Annotated in this window: 16 protein-coding genes; 10 read left to right on the top strand and 6 right to left on the bottom strand. The window is 67.6% G+C overall.

Annotation, left to right across the window (positions count from 1 at the left end):
* Nucleotides 1-106 precede the first annotated feature (106 nt).
* Together BMI01S_RS22845 and BMI01S_RS22840 are read right to left on the bottom strand one after the other, a co-directional pair.
* Nucleotides 107-1117, bottom strand: coding sequence for a sulfate ABC transporter substrate-binding protein (locus BMI01S_RS22845; RefSeq protein WP_028229973.1), 1011 nt, complete (start codon nucleotides 1115-1117; stop codon nucleotides 107-109).
* A gap of 315 nt (nucleotides 1118-1432) precedes the next feature.
* Nucleotides 1433-4198 carry a DUF3141 domain-containing protein gene (locus tag BMI01S_RS22840; RefSeq protein ID WP_244145281.1) on the bottom strand — a complete coding sequence of 922 codons (2766 nt, stop codon included), beginning with the start codon at nucleotides 4196-4198 and terminating at the stop codon, nucleotides 1433-1435.
* A gap of 537 nt (nucleotides 4199-4735) precedes the next feature.
* Between BMI01S_RS22840 and BMI01S_RS22835 the strand changes: the two genes are divergently transcribed.
* Both BMI01S_RS22835 and BMI01S_RS22830 read left to right on the top strand, forming a co-directional pair.
* Nucleotides 4736-5677 (top strand): bifunctional enoyl-CoA hydratase/phosphate acetyltransferase, encoded by a 942-nt coding sequence (locus BMI01S_RS22835; protein ID WP_028209244.1) that lies wholly within the window; start codon nucleotides 4736-4738, stop codon nucleotides 5675-5677.
* A complete protein-coding gene (locus BMI01S_RS22830; protein WP_028229972.1) occupies nucleotides 5674-6930 on the top strand; it encodes an acetate/propionate family kinase in 1257 nt (418 codons plus the stop codon). Before BMI01S_RS22835 ends, BMI01S_RS22830 begins: the two co-directional genes overlap by 4 nt.
* 5 nt (nucleotides 6931-6935) lie before the next feature.
* Here BMI01S_RS22830 and BMI01S_RS22825 read toward each other — a convergent pair whose 3' ends face one another.
* Nucleotides 6936-7730 carry an RBBP9/YdeN family alpha/beta hydrolase gene (locus BMI01S_RS22825; RefSeq protein WP_081723305.1) on the bottom strand — a complete coding sequence of 265 codons (795 nt, stop codon included), beginning with the start codon at nucleotides 7728-7730 and terminating at the stop codon, nucleotides 6936-6938.
* 223 nt (nucleotides 7731-7953) lie between these two features.
* Between BMI01S_RS22825 and BMI01S_RS43135 the strand changes: the two genes are divergently transcribed.
* The 7 genes from BMI01S_RS43135 to BMI01S_RS22795 are packed head-to-tail and all read left to right on the top strand — an operon-like array spanning nucleotide 7954 to nucleotide 12201.
* A complete protein-coding gene (locus BMI01S_RS43135; protein WP_255217819.1) occupies nucleotides 7954-8085 on the top strand; it encodes a hypothetical protein in 132 nt (43 codons plus the stop codon).
* The gene (locus BMI01S_RS22820; RefSeq protein WP_028209242.1) at nucleotides 8082-9029 is read left to right on the top strand and encodes a 2-hydroxyacid dehydrogenase; all 948 of its coding nucleotides are present in this window, start codon (nucleotides 8082-8084) and stop codon (nucleotides 9027-9029) included. The genes BMI01S_RS43135 and BMI01S_RS22820 overlap by 4 nt, the downstream gene beginning before the upstream one ends.
* Before the next feature lie 39 nt (nucleotides 9030-9068).
* The gene (locus BMI01S_RS22815; RefSeq protein ID WP_028229971.1) at nucleotides 9069-9992 is read left to right on the top strand and encodes a hydroxymethylglutaryl-CoA lyase; all 924 of its coding nucleotides are present in this window, start codon (nucleotides 9069-9071) and stop codon (nucleotides 9990-9992) included.
* Between the two features lie 44 nt (nucleotides 9993-10036).
* On the top strand, nucleotides 10037-10540 hold the full coding sequence (locus BMI01S_RS22810; protein WP_028209240.1) for a YbaK/EbsC family protein: 504 nt from the start codon (nucleotides 10037-10039) through the stop codon (nucleotides 10538-10540).
* Nucleotides 10541-10547: 7 nt separating this feature from the next.
* The gene (locus BMI01S_RS22805) at nucleotides 10548-10826 is read left to right on the top strand and encodes a DUF1289 domain-containing protein (RefSeq protein ID WP_306303733.1); all 279 of its coding nucleotides are present in this window, start codon (nucleotides 10548-10550) and stop codon (nucleotides 10824-10826) included.
* Entirely contained in the window at nucleotides 10823-11272 is a 450-nt protein-coding gene (locus BMI01S_RS22800) for a MaoC family dehydratase (protein ID WP_028209238.1), read from the top strand. The genes BMI01S_RS22805 and BMI01S_RS22800 overlap by 4 nt, the downstream gene beginning before the upstream one ends.
* On the top strand, nucleotides 11269-12201 hold the full coding sequence (locus BMI01S_RS22795) for an MBL fold metallo-hydrolase (RefSeq protein ID WP_028229969.1): 933 nt from the start codon (nucleotides 11269-11271) through the stop codon (nucleotides 12199-12201). The genes BMI01S_RS22800 and BMI01S_RS22795 overlap by 4 nt, the downstream gene beginning before the upstream one ends.
* Nucleotides 12202-12391: 190 nt before the next feature.
* Here BMI01S_RS22795 and BMI01S_RS22790 read toward each other — a convergent pair whose 3' ends face one another.
* Complete coding sequence (locus BMI01S_RS22790; RefSeq protein ID WP_028209236.1) at nucleotides 12392-13693, bottom strand: DUF445 domain-containing protein; 1302 nt, start codon at nucleotides 13691-13693, stop codon at nucleotides 12392-12394.
* Between the two features lie 114 nt (nucleotides 13694-13807).
* Nucleotides 13808-14716: a DMT family transporter gene (locus BMI01S_RS22785; protein WP_028229968.1), complete on the bottom strand. Its 909-nt coding sequence runs from the start codon at nucleotides 14714-14716 to the stop codon at nucleotides 13808-13810.
* Nucleotides 14717-14875: 159 nt separating this feature from the next.
* On the opposite strand from BMI01S_RS22785, the gene BMI01S_RS22780 reads away from it, so the two are divergent.
* On the top strand, nucleotides 14876-15349 hold the full coding sequence (locus tag BMI01S_RS22780; protein WP_028209234.1) for an Lrp/AsnC family transcriptional regulator: 474 nt from the start codon (nucleotides 14876-14878) through the stop codon (nucleotides 15347-15349).
* Between the two features lie 46 nt (nucleotides 15350-15395).
* On the opposite strand, the gene BMI01S_RS22775 is transcribed toward BMI01S_RS22780, so the two are convergent.
* Nucleotides 15396-16289, bottom strand: coding sequence for an alpha/beta fold hydrolase (locus BMI01S_RS22775; protein ID WP_028229967.1), 894 nt, complete (start codon nucleotides 16287-16289; stop codon nucleotides 15396-15398).
* Nucleotides 16290-16442: the final 153 nt, after the last annotated feature.

Below are 16442 nucleotides of genomic sequence, written 5' to 3'. Positions count from 1 at the left end.
TGGGTACCGAGCCGGTTCGGTTGCGCAGACGAAAACGAAAACGCCTCGCAGATGATTTGCGAGGCGTTTTTTGTGCGCGTTTCTTCGCGCGCCCAGGGACTTGCGTTTACTTGCGATCCGCGACGATCTGGTCGAACGTGCCGCCGTCGGCGAAATGCGCGGCCTGGGCCTTCTGCCAGCTGCCGAACACCTGCTCGACCGTGAAGGTCTTGATCGGCTTGAACTCGTTGGCGTGCTTCGCGAGCACACCGGCGTCACGCGGGCGCAGATGGTGCTGGGCGATGATCTCCTGCGCAGCCGGCGAATACAGATAGTCGAGGTACGCCTGCGCAACCTTGCGCGTGCCGCGCTTGTCCACGACCTTGTCGACGACGGTCACCGGCGGCTCCGCGAGCAGACTCACCGAGGGATAAACTGCTTCGAAGTCCTTGGCACCTACACCCTGATCGATGAGCGCCACTTCGTTCTCGAACGTCACGAGCACGTCGCCGATGCCGCGCTGGGTGAACGTCGTCGTCGCGCCCCGGCCGCCCGCATCGAGCACCGGCACGTTCTTCAACAGCGCGCGCTCGAAGTCGAGCGCCTGCGCGTCGCTCGCGCCCTGCTGCTTGCGATAGCCCCAGGCGGCCAGATACGCGTAGCGGCCGTTGCCCGACGTCTTCGGGTTGGCGATCACGACCTGCACGCCCGGCTTCGCGAGATCGTCCCAGTCCTTGATGTGCTTCGGATTGCCCTTGCGCACGAGGAAGACCATCGTCGTCGTATAGGGCGAGCTCGCGTCGGGCAGGCGCGCGCGCCAGTCCGCGGGCAGGAGACGGCCCTGCTGCGCGAGCAGATCGATATCGTTGGGCTGGTTCATCGTCACGACGTCGGCCTGCAGGCCTTGCAGCACCGAGAGCGCCTGCGCGCTCGACGCGCCGTGCGACTGCTTGATCGACACGCTTTCGCCGGTCCTCTTCTGATAGTCGGCGATGAAGCTCGCGTTGATGTCCTTGTACAACTCGCGCGTCACGTCGTATGAGACATTCAAGAGTGACGTATCGGCGTGCGCCGCTGCCGCGCTCAATGCGATGATGCCTGCGCCGAGCCAGCGCGCCGTGCGTCCCAAAACTGCCATGGTGATCCCCGTCTGTCGTTGAAAGGCTTCCCGGCCTGCTCACATGATTTCGTAAGCAAACCGAATGCTCGATTCTAGCGAGACGCGGCACACGCCTTATACCGATGCGAGATTTGCTTTTCGGCTTTCGTGCTAAGCGTTTTCGCTACCGATGATGTGGGCGCCACCGTCGATGTGCACGGTGTTGCCGCTCGGGGCCCTTCAAAACCGCGAATCCGGTTGCGGTTTGGTGCGCAATCTTGTTCTTTTCGTACTCGATACAAAAAAGCGCGGAGGAAACCCTCCGCGCCTTCCCTGTTTCGTGTGCCTTCGTGCTTACTCGTCCGCGTCGCGCGTCGCGCGGCGGCGCGTGGCCGTCGTGCCCTCGGCCCGAGCGGGCACGGACTTGGGCGCGGACGCCGCGCGTGAACGGCGCGCCGACGTTTTCGCGGCAACCGGCGCCTTCCTGGCTTCAACCGCTTCCGTGGCCTTGGCCTTCGCACCGGCGCGCGCCGCCCGCATGGGCTTGACGGGCGCGGCGGCTTCGACACCCGCGGCAGCCCGCGCGCGGGACGCCTTCGCGCGCGCAGGAGCGGCTTCAGGCTCCGTTGCCGGTGCGGAAGCCTCGACGCGTGGTGCACCACCGCCGGCACCCGCCGTGCTGTCGCCGGCGCCCGTGGCACCACTGCCCCGCTCCGGCGACTCGCCGCCACCGACAGGCGGCAGCCCCGTCTTCTCGCTGCCCGGCTCGACACCCAGCGCACGCTGCACGTGCCGATAGCGCTCGCGCCGCTCGCCTTCCAGCGGTCCCGATACGGTCGCGATGCGGTACACGGCCGCCAGCAGCGCCCGGCGCGTCTTCATGTCGGGCACGATCTCGGGCAAGGCCTCGATCGCGGCCTGCGGGTCGAGCTGAACGATCGCGCCCTGGCGTCGCGCCGCTTCCTTCAATTCGGCGATGCTCGGCTGACGATCGCCGAGATACTCGCGCGCCAGCTCGCGCATGCGCTGGAACGGCCGATACTGCACCGTGTGCATTTCATCGACGATATACGCGGCAATGCGCATGAACGCATCGACGAGCGTGCCCTTCGCGAGATGCGCGCGCGCCGCGCGCAGCCGGTAGTGCGCAAGCTCCTTGCGCAGCGCCATGAGCGGCGGCGCGATCGGCTCGAGCGGCTGGTTCGGCGCGACGCCCACGCAGGCCTGCACCCACGGCGCGGTGTAGATGTTGAAGAACGCGCTTTCGACCCACGCATCGCGCGCATCGCGGTATGCGTCCCACGATGCCTCGATGCTCGCCGACATCTGCTTCTCGAGCAGCGTGAACGGATTGTCCGGGGCGACGGGTCTGCGATGCTCGCGCACCGCCTCGGCGATCGCGGGCAGAAAGCCGAGCGCTGGGTTCGCATCGCTCATTACGCTACGCTCCACACGTGCCGGATGCGACTCGCGCAGCACATGCGCGGTGAACGCATTGCTGGACGCGCGCACGAACGGCGAAACGAACAGGTCGTAGAGGCGCTGGTTGTTCTCCGCGATGCGGCGCACCACCTCGAAAGGCTGTTCGTCGTCGCGGCCGTCGTCGAGCGCGAGAATGTCTTCGATGGTGCGCACCTCGAAGCGGATCTCGTAGCGCCCTTCGAGCGCTTCGAGACGCGCGGCTTCCGGCGTCGAGTCGGTGATCTTTGCTTCGTAGAGGCCCGGCGGCAACACGTCGATCAGGTCGAGCGCCGAAAACAGTTCGGTATGCTCCTTGTTCGCCACGCTCGCCGAAACGAAGATGCCGAGGTGCCCCACCTTGTCGTGCAGGCAGTACACGATCACCTGTTCGTTCGCGACGATCTCGTCGACGCTCGCGTACAGGTCGGGAATCCAGTTGAGCGCCTGCTGCGGCGGCGTGATGTTGTCGCCCCACGAAGCCAGCACGATGATCGGCGTGCGGATGTTGCGCAGGTCCACCGGCGCGCGCGCGTTCTTCGCGTACACCTCGTTGCGCGTGAGGTGATTGCCGACGAAGAGGTTCTGCACGATCCAGTCGATCTCGGCGCGATTGAGCTGGAAATGGCCGCCCCACCAGCGCTCGAATTCGAGGAAGCGCTCGCGCTCGGCGTCGACGCGCGAATAGAGGTTGTAGAGCTTGCCCCAATACGTATTGGCGGGATTGAGGTTCTCGAAGTTCTGCACGAGATGCGCGCCGTCGAAGTGGCCGTCGCCGAGGTCCGCTGCGAGCGACGACATCCACGAGCCGCCCAGCATGCCGCCCGAGTAGCGCATGGGGTTCTTGCCGCGCACGCCGGCCCAGTACGAAAGCGGCGAGCCGGCCAGCATCAGCGGGCCGACCAGCCCGGGCGCGGAAGCTGCGAGCAGCGCCGCGGCCCAGCCGCCCTGGCAGTTGCCGATGATGAACGGCAGACCGTCCGACTCGGGATGCAGTTCGCGCACGCGTTGAATGAACACGGCTTCCGCCTGGGCGACCGACTGGATCGTCTGCGTTTCGCACGGCACCGGGAAGAAGGTCACGAAATAGCAGGGGTGGCCCTTGCGCAGCGCGATGCCCACTTCGCTGTCCATCTTGAACCCCGCGATGCCGGGACCGTGGCCCGCACGCGGATCGATCACGACGAACGGGCGCATGCGCGGGTCGGTGGGCGCGTCTTCAGCAGGCTTGATGCGCAGGAGTGCGTAATTGCAGGGATCCTCGAGTTCGCGGCCATCGACGATCACGTCATAGTCGAACGCGAGCACCGGCGGCATGCCCGCCTGCTCGTGCACGTAGGTCTGGTTGCCGCGCTCGCGCAGCGCGTCGAGAAACAGCACGCTGCGCTGCCAGGCGTCGTAGACGTAGTCATATAGCGGCTGCGCGACCGCAGGCGCGGTTTGCGCCGATCCGAATGCGCGGCTCACTGCCGACGTCACGGCCGAGGCCGCCTGGCTGAGCGCTGCGGGGGGCGAAGTGTCCTCGCGGGACGAGGCTGAGAGGGGCCAGAGGGGCGAGAGGGGAGCAAACGGCCAGGAAGACGTGCCCGATGCGAGCGTGGGCAGAAACGAAAAAGGCGACGTGAAAAGTAAAGACAGCGGCGAGGAGGGGGAAACTGCCACGAGACGAATCTCCTTTTAGGGGGGCGCATACCCGCCTCGCGGCAAGCCTGCGCCGGACTGGCGGGGCCACGGCTCTTTGCGCGACGCAGGCGCAGGCACTCATGCCCGAGACGTGCGGGGGTTCCGGCCGCGGATCGCCCTCGGGAGGTCCGCTTTGCGGGCAAAGGCCGGCAAAAAACGCACGCGCGGCGCGCAAGCATGCTGGGCGCCTGACGGCCGCGAGAGATGAAAAGCGGAAGAGCGCCGGATCATGCTGCACTGCGGAATACCAAAAGTTAGGCGACGGACTGGCCGAAGTCAAGGCGCTGCCCGTCCCAATGGGCCGGACCCATGATGGCAACGCCCCGTGAACGAACCATGACAGGCGCGCCAGTCCGCCGCAATGCGCCGCGTGCGGATGCCTGGCCGGCCTCGCGTGCACGTGGGCGACTGCCTCTTGGACACTGGTCTACACTGGAAGCGCGTTGCGCGCCGCAGCATGAAGCACAGGCGCGTGTCCTCAGGCTGTGGGCAGCTTTGCATGCGAGAGAGAAAGCCATGACGTCATCGCCCAACAAGTATTCGATCCTGCTCGCCCGTTGTGGCGGACTGGACCCGGTGCCTACCGCCGTGGCGCATCCCTGCGACGTCTCTTCGCTCACGGGCGCGCTCGACGCCGCGAACCTCGGCCTCATCGTGCCGATCCTCGTCGGCCCCGAGGCGAAGATCCGCGCCGTGGCCGAAGAAGCCGACCTGCGCCTCGACGGCATCGCCATCCTCGACGCCCCGCACAGCCACGCCGCCGCCGAACGCGCGGTGCTCGCCGTGCGCCAGGGCGAAGCCGAGCTGCTCATGAAAGGCAGCCTCCACAGCGACGAACTGCTCCATGAAGTCGCGCTCGGCGCCAACGGCCTGCGCACCGAACGCCGCCTTTCGCACGTGTTCGCGATGGACGTGCCCTCGTACCACAAACCGCTCTTCATCACCGACGCGGCCGTCAACATCTTCCCGAAGCTCGCCGACAAGGCCGACATCGTGCGCAACGCGATCGAGCTCGTGCAGGCGCTCGGCGTCGGCACGCCGAAGGTCGCGATTCTCGGCGCGATCGAGACGGTGTCCGAGAAGATGCCCTCCACCATCGACGCCGCCGCGCTCTGCAAGATGGCCGACCGCGGCCAGATCACGGGCGCCGTGCTCGACGGACCGCTCGCCTTCGATAACGCAATCAGCGCCGAGGCCGCGCGCATCAAGGGCATCACTTCGCCCGTGGCCGGCGACCCCGACATCCTGCTCGTGCCCGACCTCGAAGCGGGCAACATGCTCGCCAAGCAGCTCACCTTCCTGGCCGGCGCGGAAGCGGCCGGCATCGTCCTCGGGGCGCGGGTGCCGATCATCCTCACGAGCCGCGCCGACAGCGTGCGCTCGCGCATCGGCAGCTGCGCGATCGCGGTGCTCGTCGCGCACGCGCGGCGCGCCCGCAAAGCCACGGAGATCCTGTGAGCAGCGTTCCAGCCCAGCCGGCCGCGGACGGCCATGTCGTACTCGTCGTCAATGCGGGTTCATCGAGCATCAAGTGCTCGGTGTATCGCGTGATCGACGATCCGCGCGTCGAGGGCGGCTCGCGTGCGCTGCATGGCGCGGGCGGGCAGATCGAAGGGATCGGCGTCGCGCCGCGCGTGGTCGCGCACATGGCCGACGGCCGCCTGATCGTCGACGAGAAGTTTCCCGTCGCCCAGGTCGCCGATCACGATGCTGCGTTTCGCCTCCTGCGCCTCGTGCTCGCCGTGGGCCTGCGCGACACGCCGCCCGCCGCGATCGGTCATCGCGTGGTACACGGCGGCGCGCGCCATGCCGACGCCGTGCTCATCGACGACGACGTGATCCAGGAGCTCGATGCGCTCACGCCGCTCGCGCCCTTGCATCAGCCGCACAACCTCGCGGCTATCCGCGCGGTGCGCGAGGCCGCGCCCGAGCTGCCGCAGGTGGCGTGCTTCGACACCGCGTTCCACGCGGGCAACGACATCATGGCGCAGCTCTTCGCGCTGCCGTACAGCTACTACGGCGAAGGCGTGCGCCGATACGGCTTTCACGGCCTCTCGTACGAATACATCGCGAAGCACCTGCACCAGGTCGCGCCCGATATCGCACGCGGATGCGTCGTCGTCGCGCATCTGGGTAACGGCGCGAGCCTGTGCGCGATGAAGGACGGCCAGAGCGTCGAGACGACCATGGGCCTCACCGCGCTCGACGGCCTGCCCATGGGCACGCGCTGCGGCGCGCTCGACGCGGGCGCGGTGCTCTGGATGATGGCGCGCGGCATGGATTACCACGCGATCGAGAAAGTGCTGTATCACGAGTCGGGCCTCAAGGGGCTCTCGGGCGTGAGCAGCGACATGCGCGAACTGCTGGCGAGCGGCAGCGAACAGGCGAAGCTCGCCATCGACTTCTATACGTATCGCATCGCCCAGGACGTGGGCAAGCTCGCCGTCGTGCTGGGCGGGCTCGATGGGCTCGTGTTCACGGGCGGCATCGGCGAACATGCCGCGCCCATCCGCGCGCAGGTGTGCGAGCGGCTCGCGCCGCTATTCGGCATTGCGCTCGACGCGCAACTCAACGAGGCGGGCAGCCGCGACGGCCACGAACGCGTGAGCACGCGCGATAGCCGCGTGCCGGTTTTTGCGATCCGCACCGATGAGGAAGGGATGATCGCGCTGCATACAGCGCGGTTGTTGCGCGAGGCGCTCAAGCGCTAGAAGCGCTAGCGTCCCGCAAGTTTCGCGCCCTGCCCTGTATCGACGAATGTCGGTGCGAACGCCGTTGGAGCCGGTGCGCAGGACCATCGCGATACGGTGAGCGTGGGACTGGCGACGAGGCCGTCGCGCGTGGCTGCAGCACCGTCCCCGGCAACCGCCTGGCCGACTTCGTCGAATGCCTCGTCGCGCAACCGCTGCGGCGCTGCGCCGTGCACCAGGGTATCGACGAAGTATTTCGCGCGCGGCCACGGACCGAAGCCTGCCGCCGTGTTGATGTGCCCTGCGTCGCCGAGATTGACGAAGGTGCTGCCCAATTGCTGCGCGAGCGCGCGGGCGCCTTCGAGCGGCATCCACGGATCGGTTTCGCTGCCGATGAGGATGGACGGCACGCAAAGCCGCCGCGCCTCGAACGCGCCGGCAAAGCGGAACTTCTCGGGGCTCGCGGGCGCGACGAACAGCACGCCCGCGATATCGGCGCCCGCAGTCCCTTTACCGTCTCGAGCCCCGTTAGCGCTCCCGCCGCTTTGGCCGAGCATGCCAGTCGACAGCGCATGCGCCGCCACGAGGCAGCCGAAGCTGTGGGCGGCCAGCAGGAACGGGCCACGCTCGCCGGCCAGCCGCCGCGCGAGCGCCGCGCTCCAGACCGCGAGGTCGGGGGCGTCCCAGTCGTCCTGCTCCACGCGCAGCGAGCGCGCGAACTGGCGTTCGAGCCAGGTCTGCCAGTGGGCGCCGTCGCTGCCGTGCAGGCCGGGCACGGTGACGAGGCGGGGCGGCCAACGCATTTGCGCGCACGAAAGCATGATTTTTTCCTCGCTGGATCACGGCGTGAATCGATTGTGGCCTGCGAGCCTTGCACGCCGAACCAATTTTTTTTGCTTAGCTTTTCGGCACCCTCCGCGCGGACCGGCGCCGGGCGCGTCGCGGGCCACCGGCCCGCGATTCGCCCGGCGGCTGCGGCCCTGAAAAAGTAGAATGGTGCCCGTGCACGCGGCCGCATCGTGCCGCACCCGCTCCAGGAATCCCATGTCGCACGCCACGCGCCTCGATCAGCGTCCGCTGCTGCCGTTTCGTTCCGCGCTTCCCGCCGCGGAACTGGACCACACGCGCACGCCCGAGTCGCACGGCCGTTACCAGGGACAGGTCGACCCATCATGAAAATCATTTTCTGGTTCCCGCAAACCGACGCTTCCGCGTGGCTGCACGGCCTCGCGCACGCCCTGCCCGACGCCGAGCTGCGCGAGTGGCAGCCCGGCGACACCGCCCCCGCCGACTACGCGGTGGTCTGGCACCCGCCTCGCGAACTCTTCGGCGTGCCGGGACTGCGCGCCATCTTCAATCTGGGCGCGGGCGTCGACGCGATCCTCGCGCACGAGCGCGAGCGGCCCGGCACGCTGCCCGGCACCGCCATGCTCGTGCGGCTGGAAGATTCGGGCATGGGCCGGCAGATGAGCGAATACGTGCAGCACGCCGTGCTGCGCTACCTGCGCCGCTTCGACGACTATGCGCTTGCGCAGGCGCACCGCGAATGGCACGTGCTTGCGCCGCATCCGCACGAAACGTTCACCGTTGGCGTGCTCGGCCTTGGCGTGCTGGGCGCGCAGGTCGCGCACGCGGTGGCCTCGCTCGGCGTGCCGGTGCGCGGCTTTTCGCGTAGCGCGAAGACGATCGAGGGCATCGAGACGTTCTCGGGCGAGCTGCACGGGCCGCAATTCGACGCCTTCCTCGATGGCGTGAAGGTGCTCGTGAACCTGCTGCCCGCCACGCCCGACACGGAAGGCGTGCTCAACGCGCGCACGTTCAGCAGGCTGCCGCGCGGCGCGTACGTCGTGAACGTGGCGCGCGGCACGCATCTCGCCGAACAGGATCTGCTCGATGCCCTGGCCGACGGCACGCTCGCGGCGGCGACGCTCGACGTGTTCCGCGAAGAGCCGCTGCCGCCCGATCATCCGTTCTGGCGCGAGCCGCGCATCACGATCACGCCGCACAGCTCGGCGCTCACCTTGCGCGACGAAGCGATCTCGCAGGTCGCCGACAAGATCGGCGCACTCGCACGCGGCGAGACGGTGAGCGGCATCGTCCATGTCGGGCGCGGCTATTGAGCCTGGCGAAGCATTCCGAATACAAGCTGGAGACAAAAGATGACACTCCCCACCGCAGTCAAGATCGTCGAAGTCGGCCCGCGCGACGGCCTGCAGAACGAGAAGGAATTCGTTCCCACCGCAACGAAGATCGAACTCGTCAACCGGCTAACGGCCGCTGGCTTTCCGAACATCGAGGCCGCCTCGTTCGTCTCGCCCAAATGGGTCCCGCAGATGGCCGATGGCGCCGAGGTCATGGCCGGCATCGAGCGCCGCGAAGGCACGATCTATTCGGTCCTCACGCCCAACCTGCGCGGCTTCGAAGGTGCGCTCGCCGCGCGCGCGGACGAGATCGTGATCTTCGGCGCGGCGAGCGAAGCGTTTTCGCAGAAGAACATCAACTGCTCGATCGCGGAAAGCATCGAGCGCTTCGTGCCGGTCGCACAGGCCGCGAAAGAACACGGCATCCGCATTCGCGGCAGCGTGTCGTGCTCGCTCGGCTGCCCGTACCAGGGCGAGGTGCCGGTGGCTTCGGTCGTCGACGTGGTGGAGCGCTTCGCCGCGCTCGGGTGCGACGAGATCGATATCGCCGACACCATCGGCGTGGGCACCGCGAAGCGCGTGCACGAAGTGTTCGAAGCGGTGACGCGGGTGTTCCCGCGTGAGCGCCTCTCGGGCCATTTCCACGACACCTACGGCCAGGCGCTCGCCAACATTTACGCCGCGCTCGAAGAAGGCATCGCCATTTTCCACGCGTCCGTGGCGGGCCTCGGCGGCTGTCCGTATGCGAAGGGCGCCACGGGCAACGTCGCGACCGAAGACGTGCTGTACCTCATGAACGGCCTTGGCATCGATACGGGCATCGACCTGAACCAGGTCGTCGCGGCGGGCGACTTCATCTCGAACGCCATCGGCCGCCCGAACGTTTCGCGCGCGGGCAAGGCGCTGCTCGCGAAGGCGCGCGGCGCAGCCGCCTGCGCCTGATGCATCGACTAGTTGAATCGCAGTACGAAGGAAATGAACGCATGATGCAAACCTCCGAAAACCTCGATGCCCTGCCCGAATCCGCGCGCCGGGTCGCCCTGATGCTGCGCGAGCGCGGCCATGCCAAGCCGGTCGTGATGCTGCCCGAAACGGGCAAGACTTCGGCGGAAGCGGCCGCGGGTCTTGGCTGTGAAGTCGCGCAGATCGCCAAGTCGATCCTGTTCCGCCGCCGCGAAGACGACGCGCCGGTGCTCGTGATCGCGAGCGGCGCGAATCGCGTGGACGAAAAGAAAGTGGCCGCGCACGTAGGCGAAGTCGGCCGAGCCGACGCGAAGTTCGTGCGCGAAAAGACGGGCTACGCGATTGGCGGCGTCTGTCCGATCGGGCACGCCACGACACCCGTCACGCTCATCGACGCCGACCTGTTCGAACTGGAAAGCCTGTGGGCGGCGGCGGGCCATCCGCATGCGGTGTTCAATCTCTCTCCGCAAGAGCTTGCCGTGTTGACGGGCGCGCCGGTGGTGGACGTCGCGCTGCGCAGTGAATAACGGCGCAATGAACGGCGAGAACGTACGCAAGGACATGGCCGCGAATCAGGACACCAGGACGCCGACGCCTTCGCCATGCATCAACATCTGCCGCATGCACGAGGCGAGCGGTCTGTGCGAAGGCTGCCTGCGCACACTCGACGAAATCGCCTCCTGGTCCACGTTCGACGAAGCAGCGAAACGCGCCGTCTGGGACGCAATCGAGATGCGCCACGCCGAATGGCTCGAAAAACGCTTCGAGTCGCACGAAGCATCGCAAGCACGGACCGGGGGAGAGGAACAATGAATGCGCCCGCCCGTGTCGTGACGATTGGCGAGACGTTTCGCTCGACGCTCGAACTCACGCCCGAGTCGGTCAAATCGTTCGGACTGCTCGTGAACGACCTGAACCCGTTGCACCACGACGAAGCCTACGCAGCGCAAAGCCGCTTCGGCGGCCTGATCGCCTCGGGCACGCAGCCCACCGCGCATTTCATGGCGCTGCTCGCCACGCACTTTTCGCAGTACGCGCAGCCGCTCGGGCTCGAGTTCGACATGAAGCTCAAACGCGCCGCGCATGCGACCGATACGCTCACGTTCGAATGGCGCGTCGAGGAAGCCTGGTGGAAGCCGAGCCTGCACGGCGACCTCGTGAAGCTCGCTGGCGAGGCCGTGAACCAGAAAGGCGAGACACTCATGGTCGGCCGCGCGACGATTCTCGTCATGCCCCGGCCCGAGCACGCGAAGGCATGAGCGCGGCGCCCGCACTTCCGGCATCGATGCGCGTATTCGAGCGCGGCTGGCTTTCGTCGAACAACGTGCTGCTCGTCGACGAGGCGCGCACCGCGCTCGTCGATACCGGCTACGCCACGCACGCCGGGCAGACCCTTGCGCTCGTGCGTCATGCGCTGGGCCCGCGGGCGCTCGATGTCGTCGTCAACACGCACCTGCATTCCGACCATTGCGGCGGCAACGCCCGGCTGCAGGCGCACTGGCCCTGCGTCACGCTGATCCCTGCCGCGAGCGCAGCCACTGTGCGCGACTGGGACGAAGCGCGCCTCAGCTTTCTCGCGACCGGGCAGACCTGCGAGCGATTCGCGTTCACGGGCACGCTCGCGGCGGGCGACCGCCTCGCGCTCGGCGGCTTCGAGTGGGAGGTGATCGGCGCGCCTGGGCACGACCCCGACTCGGTGATGCTCTACGCGAGCGCGCCGCGCGTGCTCATCAGCGCGGACGCGCTGTGGGAGCATGGCTTCGGTGTGATTTTTCCCGAACTCGACGGCGAAAGCGGCTTCGCCGAGCAGCAAGCGGTGCTCGAAGCCATTGCGAAGCTCGACGTGCGCACGGTGATCCCCGGGCACGGCAAGCCGTTCACGAATGTCGAGGCGGCGCTGGAGCGCGCGTTCTCGCGCCTCGCCTGGTTGCGCGCCGAGCCGGCGCGCAACGCGAAGAACGCGCTGAAGGTGCTGATCGTCTTCAAGCTGCTGGAAGTGCGCGCGATGCGCTTCGATTCGCTCGTGGCGATGCTCGAAAGCGCGGCGTCCATGCGCGCCGCCGCGCAGCGGCTAGCCCCGCGCGCCGCCTGGCCCGGGTTGCTGCGTGAATTGACGGGTGAACTGGCGAAGAGCGGCGCGCTCGTCGTGAATGGCGAGCACCTCGAAGCGCCGGCGGCGGCAGTCTAGCCGCGCGCGCCGGAAAGCCATAAAAAAACGCTCGTCCGTTTCCGGACGAGCGTTGGAATTAGCTCTGACGTGATCAAACTGTCGAAGGCATGATACTCGCGCCATCATCGGCGAAGCATCGGTGATTTCCCTAAAAATGACCAACGAACGCAGGCAAAGGCGCCCGGTTAATCTGGAATCCGAATCAATTTCAATAGCCGAGCTTCAACCGTAGCAGCTCGAAGAGATGCGAGCACAAGTAAAGTCCGAGCCCGATCGCCCCGCCGATCACCGTGCCGTTCACGCGAATCTCCTGCAGGTCCTTGCCGATTTTCAGCTCGATGAGCCGCGCCGTCTCGCGCGTGTCCCAATTCTTGACCGTGTCGCGAATGTGATGCGTGAGGTAGCGCGCGAAGTCGGGCGCCATTGCGCGCGCGGCATCTTCGAGGTGGGCGTTGATCGAGGCGCGCAGGTCGGCGTCGGCGGCCAGCGTCCCGCCTAGCCAGCGGCCCATTGCGGCCACCTTCGCGTGCAGCTCGGAGTCCTCGCGCGCGAGATCGTCGCGCAGCCACGTGCGCAGGCTGTCCCACAGTGCGCGCGTGTAGTCGTTGAGCGCGCTGCCTTCGCGCAGGCTCGCCTTCAGCTCCTCGCCCTTGCGCAGGAAGGCCGGATCGCTCTTCAGCTGCACGATCAGCTTTTCCACGACCTCGTCGAACTTCCGGCGCAGATGATGCTCGCGATCCTCGGCCACCTGCAGCAGCAGCCGGTTCACCGAGCTCTCCATCACGCGCGCGCCGCTCTCGCCGATCCACTCGGAAGGCAGGAACTTCTCGCTGATCGGAAACTCGCCCTTCAGGCCATCCACGATGCGCCCCGCCACGAACGCGCGCGTGCCCTCCTCGCGCAGCAGCGCGCCGACCTGGTCGAGCAACCGGTCGAGCAGTTCCTGGTGGCGGCCGTCTTTGGTGAGCGTGTCGAGCAGCGCGCCGGCGGACTTCGAGAGATCGACCCGGTCGAGCGCCGCGTAGAGGCCGTCGCGGATGAAGTTCTGGATGCGCGTGTCGTCGGTGAGGCCGAGCACGCCCGACATCATGCGCACCGCGTAGCCGCCGAGACGCTCTGCGTTCCGAGGCGCGATGAGCCACGTGGAAAGCCGTTGCACCGGATCGTGGCGGCGTATCAGGGCGACGAGCGAGCCCACATCGAGAAACTTGTCGCGCACGAAACCGGCGAGTTCGTCGGCAATGCGGTCCTTGTTGCGCGGGATCACCCCCGTGCGTGCCGAAACGAAGGGAATCGGCACGCGGCGGAACAGCGCGACCACGGCGAACCAGTCGGCCAGCGCGCCGACCATGGCGGCTTCGCTCACGGCCTTCACGCCGTCGATCACGATGCCGGGCGGGGAAAGCGCCGTGCCGACGAAAACGAGCGCCGCGCCGAGCAGCAACCGCAGCGCGCGGCGTTTGGCGCGCGCGAGCTCCGCTTCGTCGTGGCTGGCGTGAGGGTGTGTCATGCGGGGTAAAGGTCGCAGGTTCGAACCGCGACATTATGCGGCCGTAGCCGCCAGAGGCATGCGCCCGCGCCCAGCACACGCCCGCTGCGCGCGAGCGGCGCTCGACGACACGCCTCAGGCCGAACGCGCGCCGCGCCGCTGCGGCACGATCCGCCAGCCGAGGTTCACGCCCGCCGCCGCGATCAGAATGAGCGCGGCCCCCACCACCTGGATCCACGCGAGGCGCTGGCCGAACGCGAACCAGTCCACGAGGATCGCGACCACGGGATAGATGAACGAGAGCGCGCCCGTCATCGCCGTGGGCAGCTTCTGGATGGCGCCGTAGAGGAGCACGTACATGATGCCCGTATGCACGACGCCTAGCGTGACGAGTTGCGCCCAGTGCAGCGGCGTGGCGGGCAGCGTGCCGTAGCGGATGAACGGCGCGAGCGCGAGCGCGCCGAAGGCGAGCTGCACGAGCGCGATGAGGTGCGGCGGCGTGCCCTTGAGGTGGCGCGTGATGATCGACGAGATCGCGTAGAGAAACGCCGCGCCCGCGGCGCACGCCACGCCTTGCAGATACTCGCCGGGCACCGCCAGCACGGCGGGCTGCACCTCGACCACGCAGACGAGCCCGACGAAGGCGAGCGCGAGCCAGGCGACGGTCGACGCGCTCACGCGCTCGCGCAGGACGAGCGCGCCGAGGCCGACGAGCATGAACGGCTGGGTGTTGTAGACAGCCGTGGCCATGGAGATCGAAGCGCGCGAATAGGCGGCGAACAGCAGCACCCAGTTCGCGACGATCGCCGCGCCGCCCAGCACGGCGAGCGCCAGCACGCGCGGCGGCAGGTGCTTGCGGCGCAGGAGGCCGAGCGCCGCGCACACGAGCGCGAGCGTCGCGCCGCCCAGCACGCAGCGCAAAAACGCGATGTTGATCGGGGCCTGCCGCGAGGCGACCACGAGCCAGCCGATGGTGCCGGACATCAGCATCGCAACGATCATTTCGGCGGCGCCGCGGCGAATTTCAGGGGTGGTGGAAGCCATGCGATTGCATCCTCGTTGTGGCCGCTAACGCGCGTGCGGCCCATCTCATCTGCAAGCCAGTTTATCGGCTGCCATGCGAGGAATACAGGGCTAAACTTAGGCCGGAGACAACATTTGCCTTCGATTGAAAGGCCAACCTGGCGAGGCACCCGCACAATCATGAACCGACGCACCCCAGCGCCGCCCACCGCGGCCCCGCTCGACGACATCGACCGCATGCTGCTCGCGGCGCTCGCCGAGGACGCCCGCGCGAGCGTGGCGGACCTCGCAAAGCACATCGGGCTTTCGGCGCCGAGCACCTCCGAGAGGCTGCGCCGGCTCGAAGCGCAGGGGGTGATCGGCGGCTATACGGTGCAGATCGATCCGCGCGCGCTGGGCTATACGCTGCAGGCGATCGTGCGCGTAAAGCCGCTGCCCGGACAGTTGCATCTGGTGGAGGAAGTGCTGCGGCGCATTCCCGAGTTCGTCGAGTGCGACAAGGTCACCGGCGACGATTGCTTCATCGCCCGGCTCTATCTGCATTCGATCGAACAGCTCGACGAGATCCTCGCGAAAGTCACCGAGCGCGCCGAAACCAGCACGGCCATCGTCAAGTCGACGCCGGTGCCGCGCCGCCTGCCGCCGCTCGGCTGAAATCAGCGCGCGGCCCGCCAGCGCATGCGCGGGCCTGCGCAGCCACTCATGGCTCCGTGGTTTCGAAGAACGCCAGCATCTCCGCGACGAGCGCCTCGCTCGCTTCCTCGGGAATGTAGTGGCCGCACGGCAGCGCGCGCCCGCTCACGTCGCGCGCCACCTTGCGCCACTCGGCAAGCGGGTCGAAGCAGCGCTCGATCACGCCCTCTGCGCCCCACAGCACGCGCAGCGGGCACGCGACCTTGTTGCCGCGCTCCAGATCGGCACGGTCGTGCTCGAGGTCGATGGTCGCCGCGGCGCGGTAGTCCTCGCACATCGCGTGCACGGCTCCCGGCTGCCGCAGCGCCGCGCGGTAGGCGTCGAGCGCCGGCGGCGCGAACGGCGCGAGACCCGCGTGACGGCTGCCCATCACCCGCTCGATATAGACGTCGGGGTTCGCCCCGATGAGCGTTTCCGGCAGCGGCTCGGGCTGGATCAGGAAGAACCAGTGGAAATAGAGCGTGGCGAACTCGCGGTCGGTTTGCTCGTACATGGCGAGTGTGGGCGCAATGTCGAGCAGCATGAGCCGCTCGACGGCAGCAGGAAAGTCGATCGCCATGCGGTGAGCGACGCGCGCGCCGCGGTCGTGCGCGCACACGAGGAAGCGCTCGTGGCCGAAATGGCGCATGACCTCGACCTGATCGGCCGCCATCGCGCGCTTCGAATAGGCGGCGTGCGTGCCGTCGCTGGGCGGTTTCGACGACGCGCCATAGCCGCGCAGGTCCGTCGCGAAGACCGTGAAGTGCTGCGCGAGCGCCGAGGCGCAGCGGTGCCAGATCATGTGCGTCTGCGGATGACCGTGCAGCAGCAACAGCGGCGGCCCGTCGCCGCCCTTCACGCCGCAGATGTCAACGCCGGTCGCGGTACGCACGGTGAAAGGCTCGAATCCGTCGAAGGGCATGGGGTCGTCTCTTGTATATGTTGGTCCCCGGTGATTGTATGAGGCGAGCGCGGATCCAAAATGCGCGTTGGGTCCCACAGCAGTAGAAACCGAATACTCCCTCGAATCCAGCCCGTGGGATGCCCGAACGACGCCACGCCTATAATCGAACGA

This window comes from Paraburkholderia mimosarum LMG 23256 = NBRC 106338 (genome assembly GCF_000739815.1).
Classification (GTDB): Bacteria; Pseudomonadota; Gammaproteobacteria; order Burkholderiales; family Burkholderiaceae; genus Paraburkholderia; species Paraburkholderia mimosarum.
Note: the sequence above shows the minus strand (reverse complement) of the source record. Positions and strands in the feature narration are given on the sequence as shown.

Excerpts from the sequence above, each read along its gene's own strand:
- BMI01S_RS22825 (WP_081723305.1), bottom strand. The coding sequence starts at position 7,730 with ATGCTTTCGTGCGCGCAAATGCGTTGGCCGCCCCGCCTCGTCACCGTG.
- BMI01S_RS22810 (WP_028209240.1), top strand. The coding sequence starts at position 10,037 with ATGCAAACCTCCGAAAACCTCGATGCCCTGCCCGAATCCGCGCGCCGG.
- BMI01S_RS22820 (WP_028209242.1), top strand. The coding sequence starts at position 8,082 with ATGAAAATCATTTTCTGGTTCCCGCAAACCGACGCTTCCGCGTGGCTG.
- BMI01S_RS22790 (WP_028209236.1), bottom strand. The coding sequence starts at position 13,693 with ATGACACACCCTCACGCCAGCCACGACGAAGCGGAGCTCGCGCGCGCC.
- BMI01S_RS22780 (WP_028209234.1), top strand. The coding sequence starts at position 14,876 with ATGAACCGACGCACCCCAGCGCCGCCCACCGCGGCCCCGCTCGACGAC.
- BMI01S_RS22815 (WP_028229971.1), top strand. The coding sequence starts at position 9,069 with ATGACACTCCCCACCGCAGTCAAGATCGTCGAAGTCGGCCCGCGCGAC.
- BMI01S_RS22775 (WP_028229967.1), bottom strand. The coding sequence starts at position 16,289 with ATGCCCTTCGACGGATTCGAGCCTTTCACCGTGCGTACCGCGACCGGC.
- BMI01S_RS22835 (WP_028209244.1), top strand. The coding sequence starts at position 4,736 with ATGACGTCATCGCCCAACAAGTATTCGATCCTGCTCGCCCGTTGTGGC.
- BMI01S_RS22785 (WP_028229968.1), bottom strand. The coding sequence starts at position 14,716 with ATGGCTTCCACCACCCCTGAAATTCGCCGCGGCGCCGCCGAAATGATC.
- BMI01S_RS22795 (WP_028229969.1), top strand. The coding sequence starts at position 11,269 with ATGAGCGCGGCGCCCGCACTTCCGGCATCGATGCGCGTATTCGAGCGC.
- BMI01S_RS22845 (WP_028229973.1), bottom strand. The coding sequence starts at position 1,117 with ATGGCAGTTTTGGGACGCACGGCGCGCTGGCTCGGCGCAGGCATCATC.
- BMI01S_RS43135 (WP_255217819.1), top strand. The coding sequence starts at position 7,954 with ATGTCGCACGCCACGCGCCTCGATCAGCGTCCGCTGCTGCCGTTTCGT.
- BMI01S_RS22805 (WP_306303733.1), top strand. The coding sequence starts at position 10,548 with ATGAACGGCGAGAACGTACGCAAGGACATGGCCGCGAATCAGGACACC.
- BMI01S_RS22800 (WP_028209238.1), top strand. The coding sequence starts at position 10,823 with ATGAATGCGCCCGCCCGTGTCGTGACGATTGGCGAGACGTTTCGCTCG.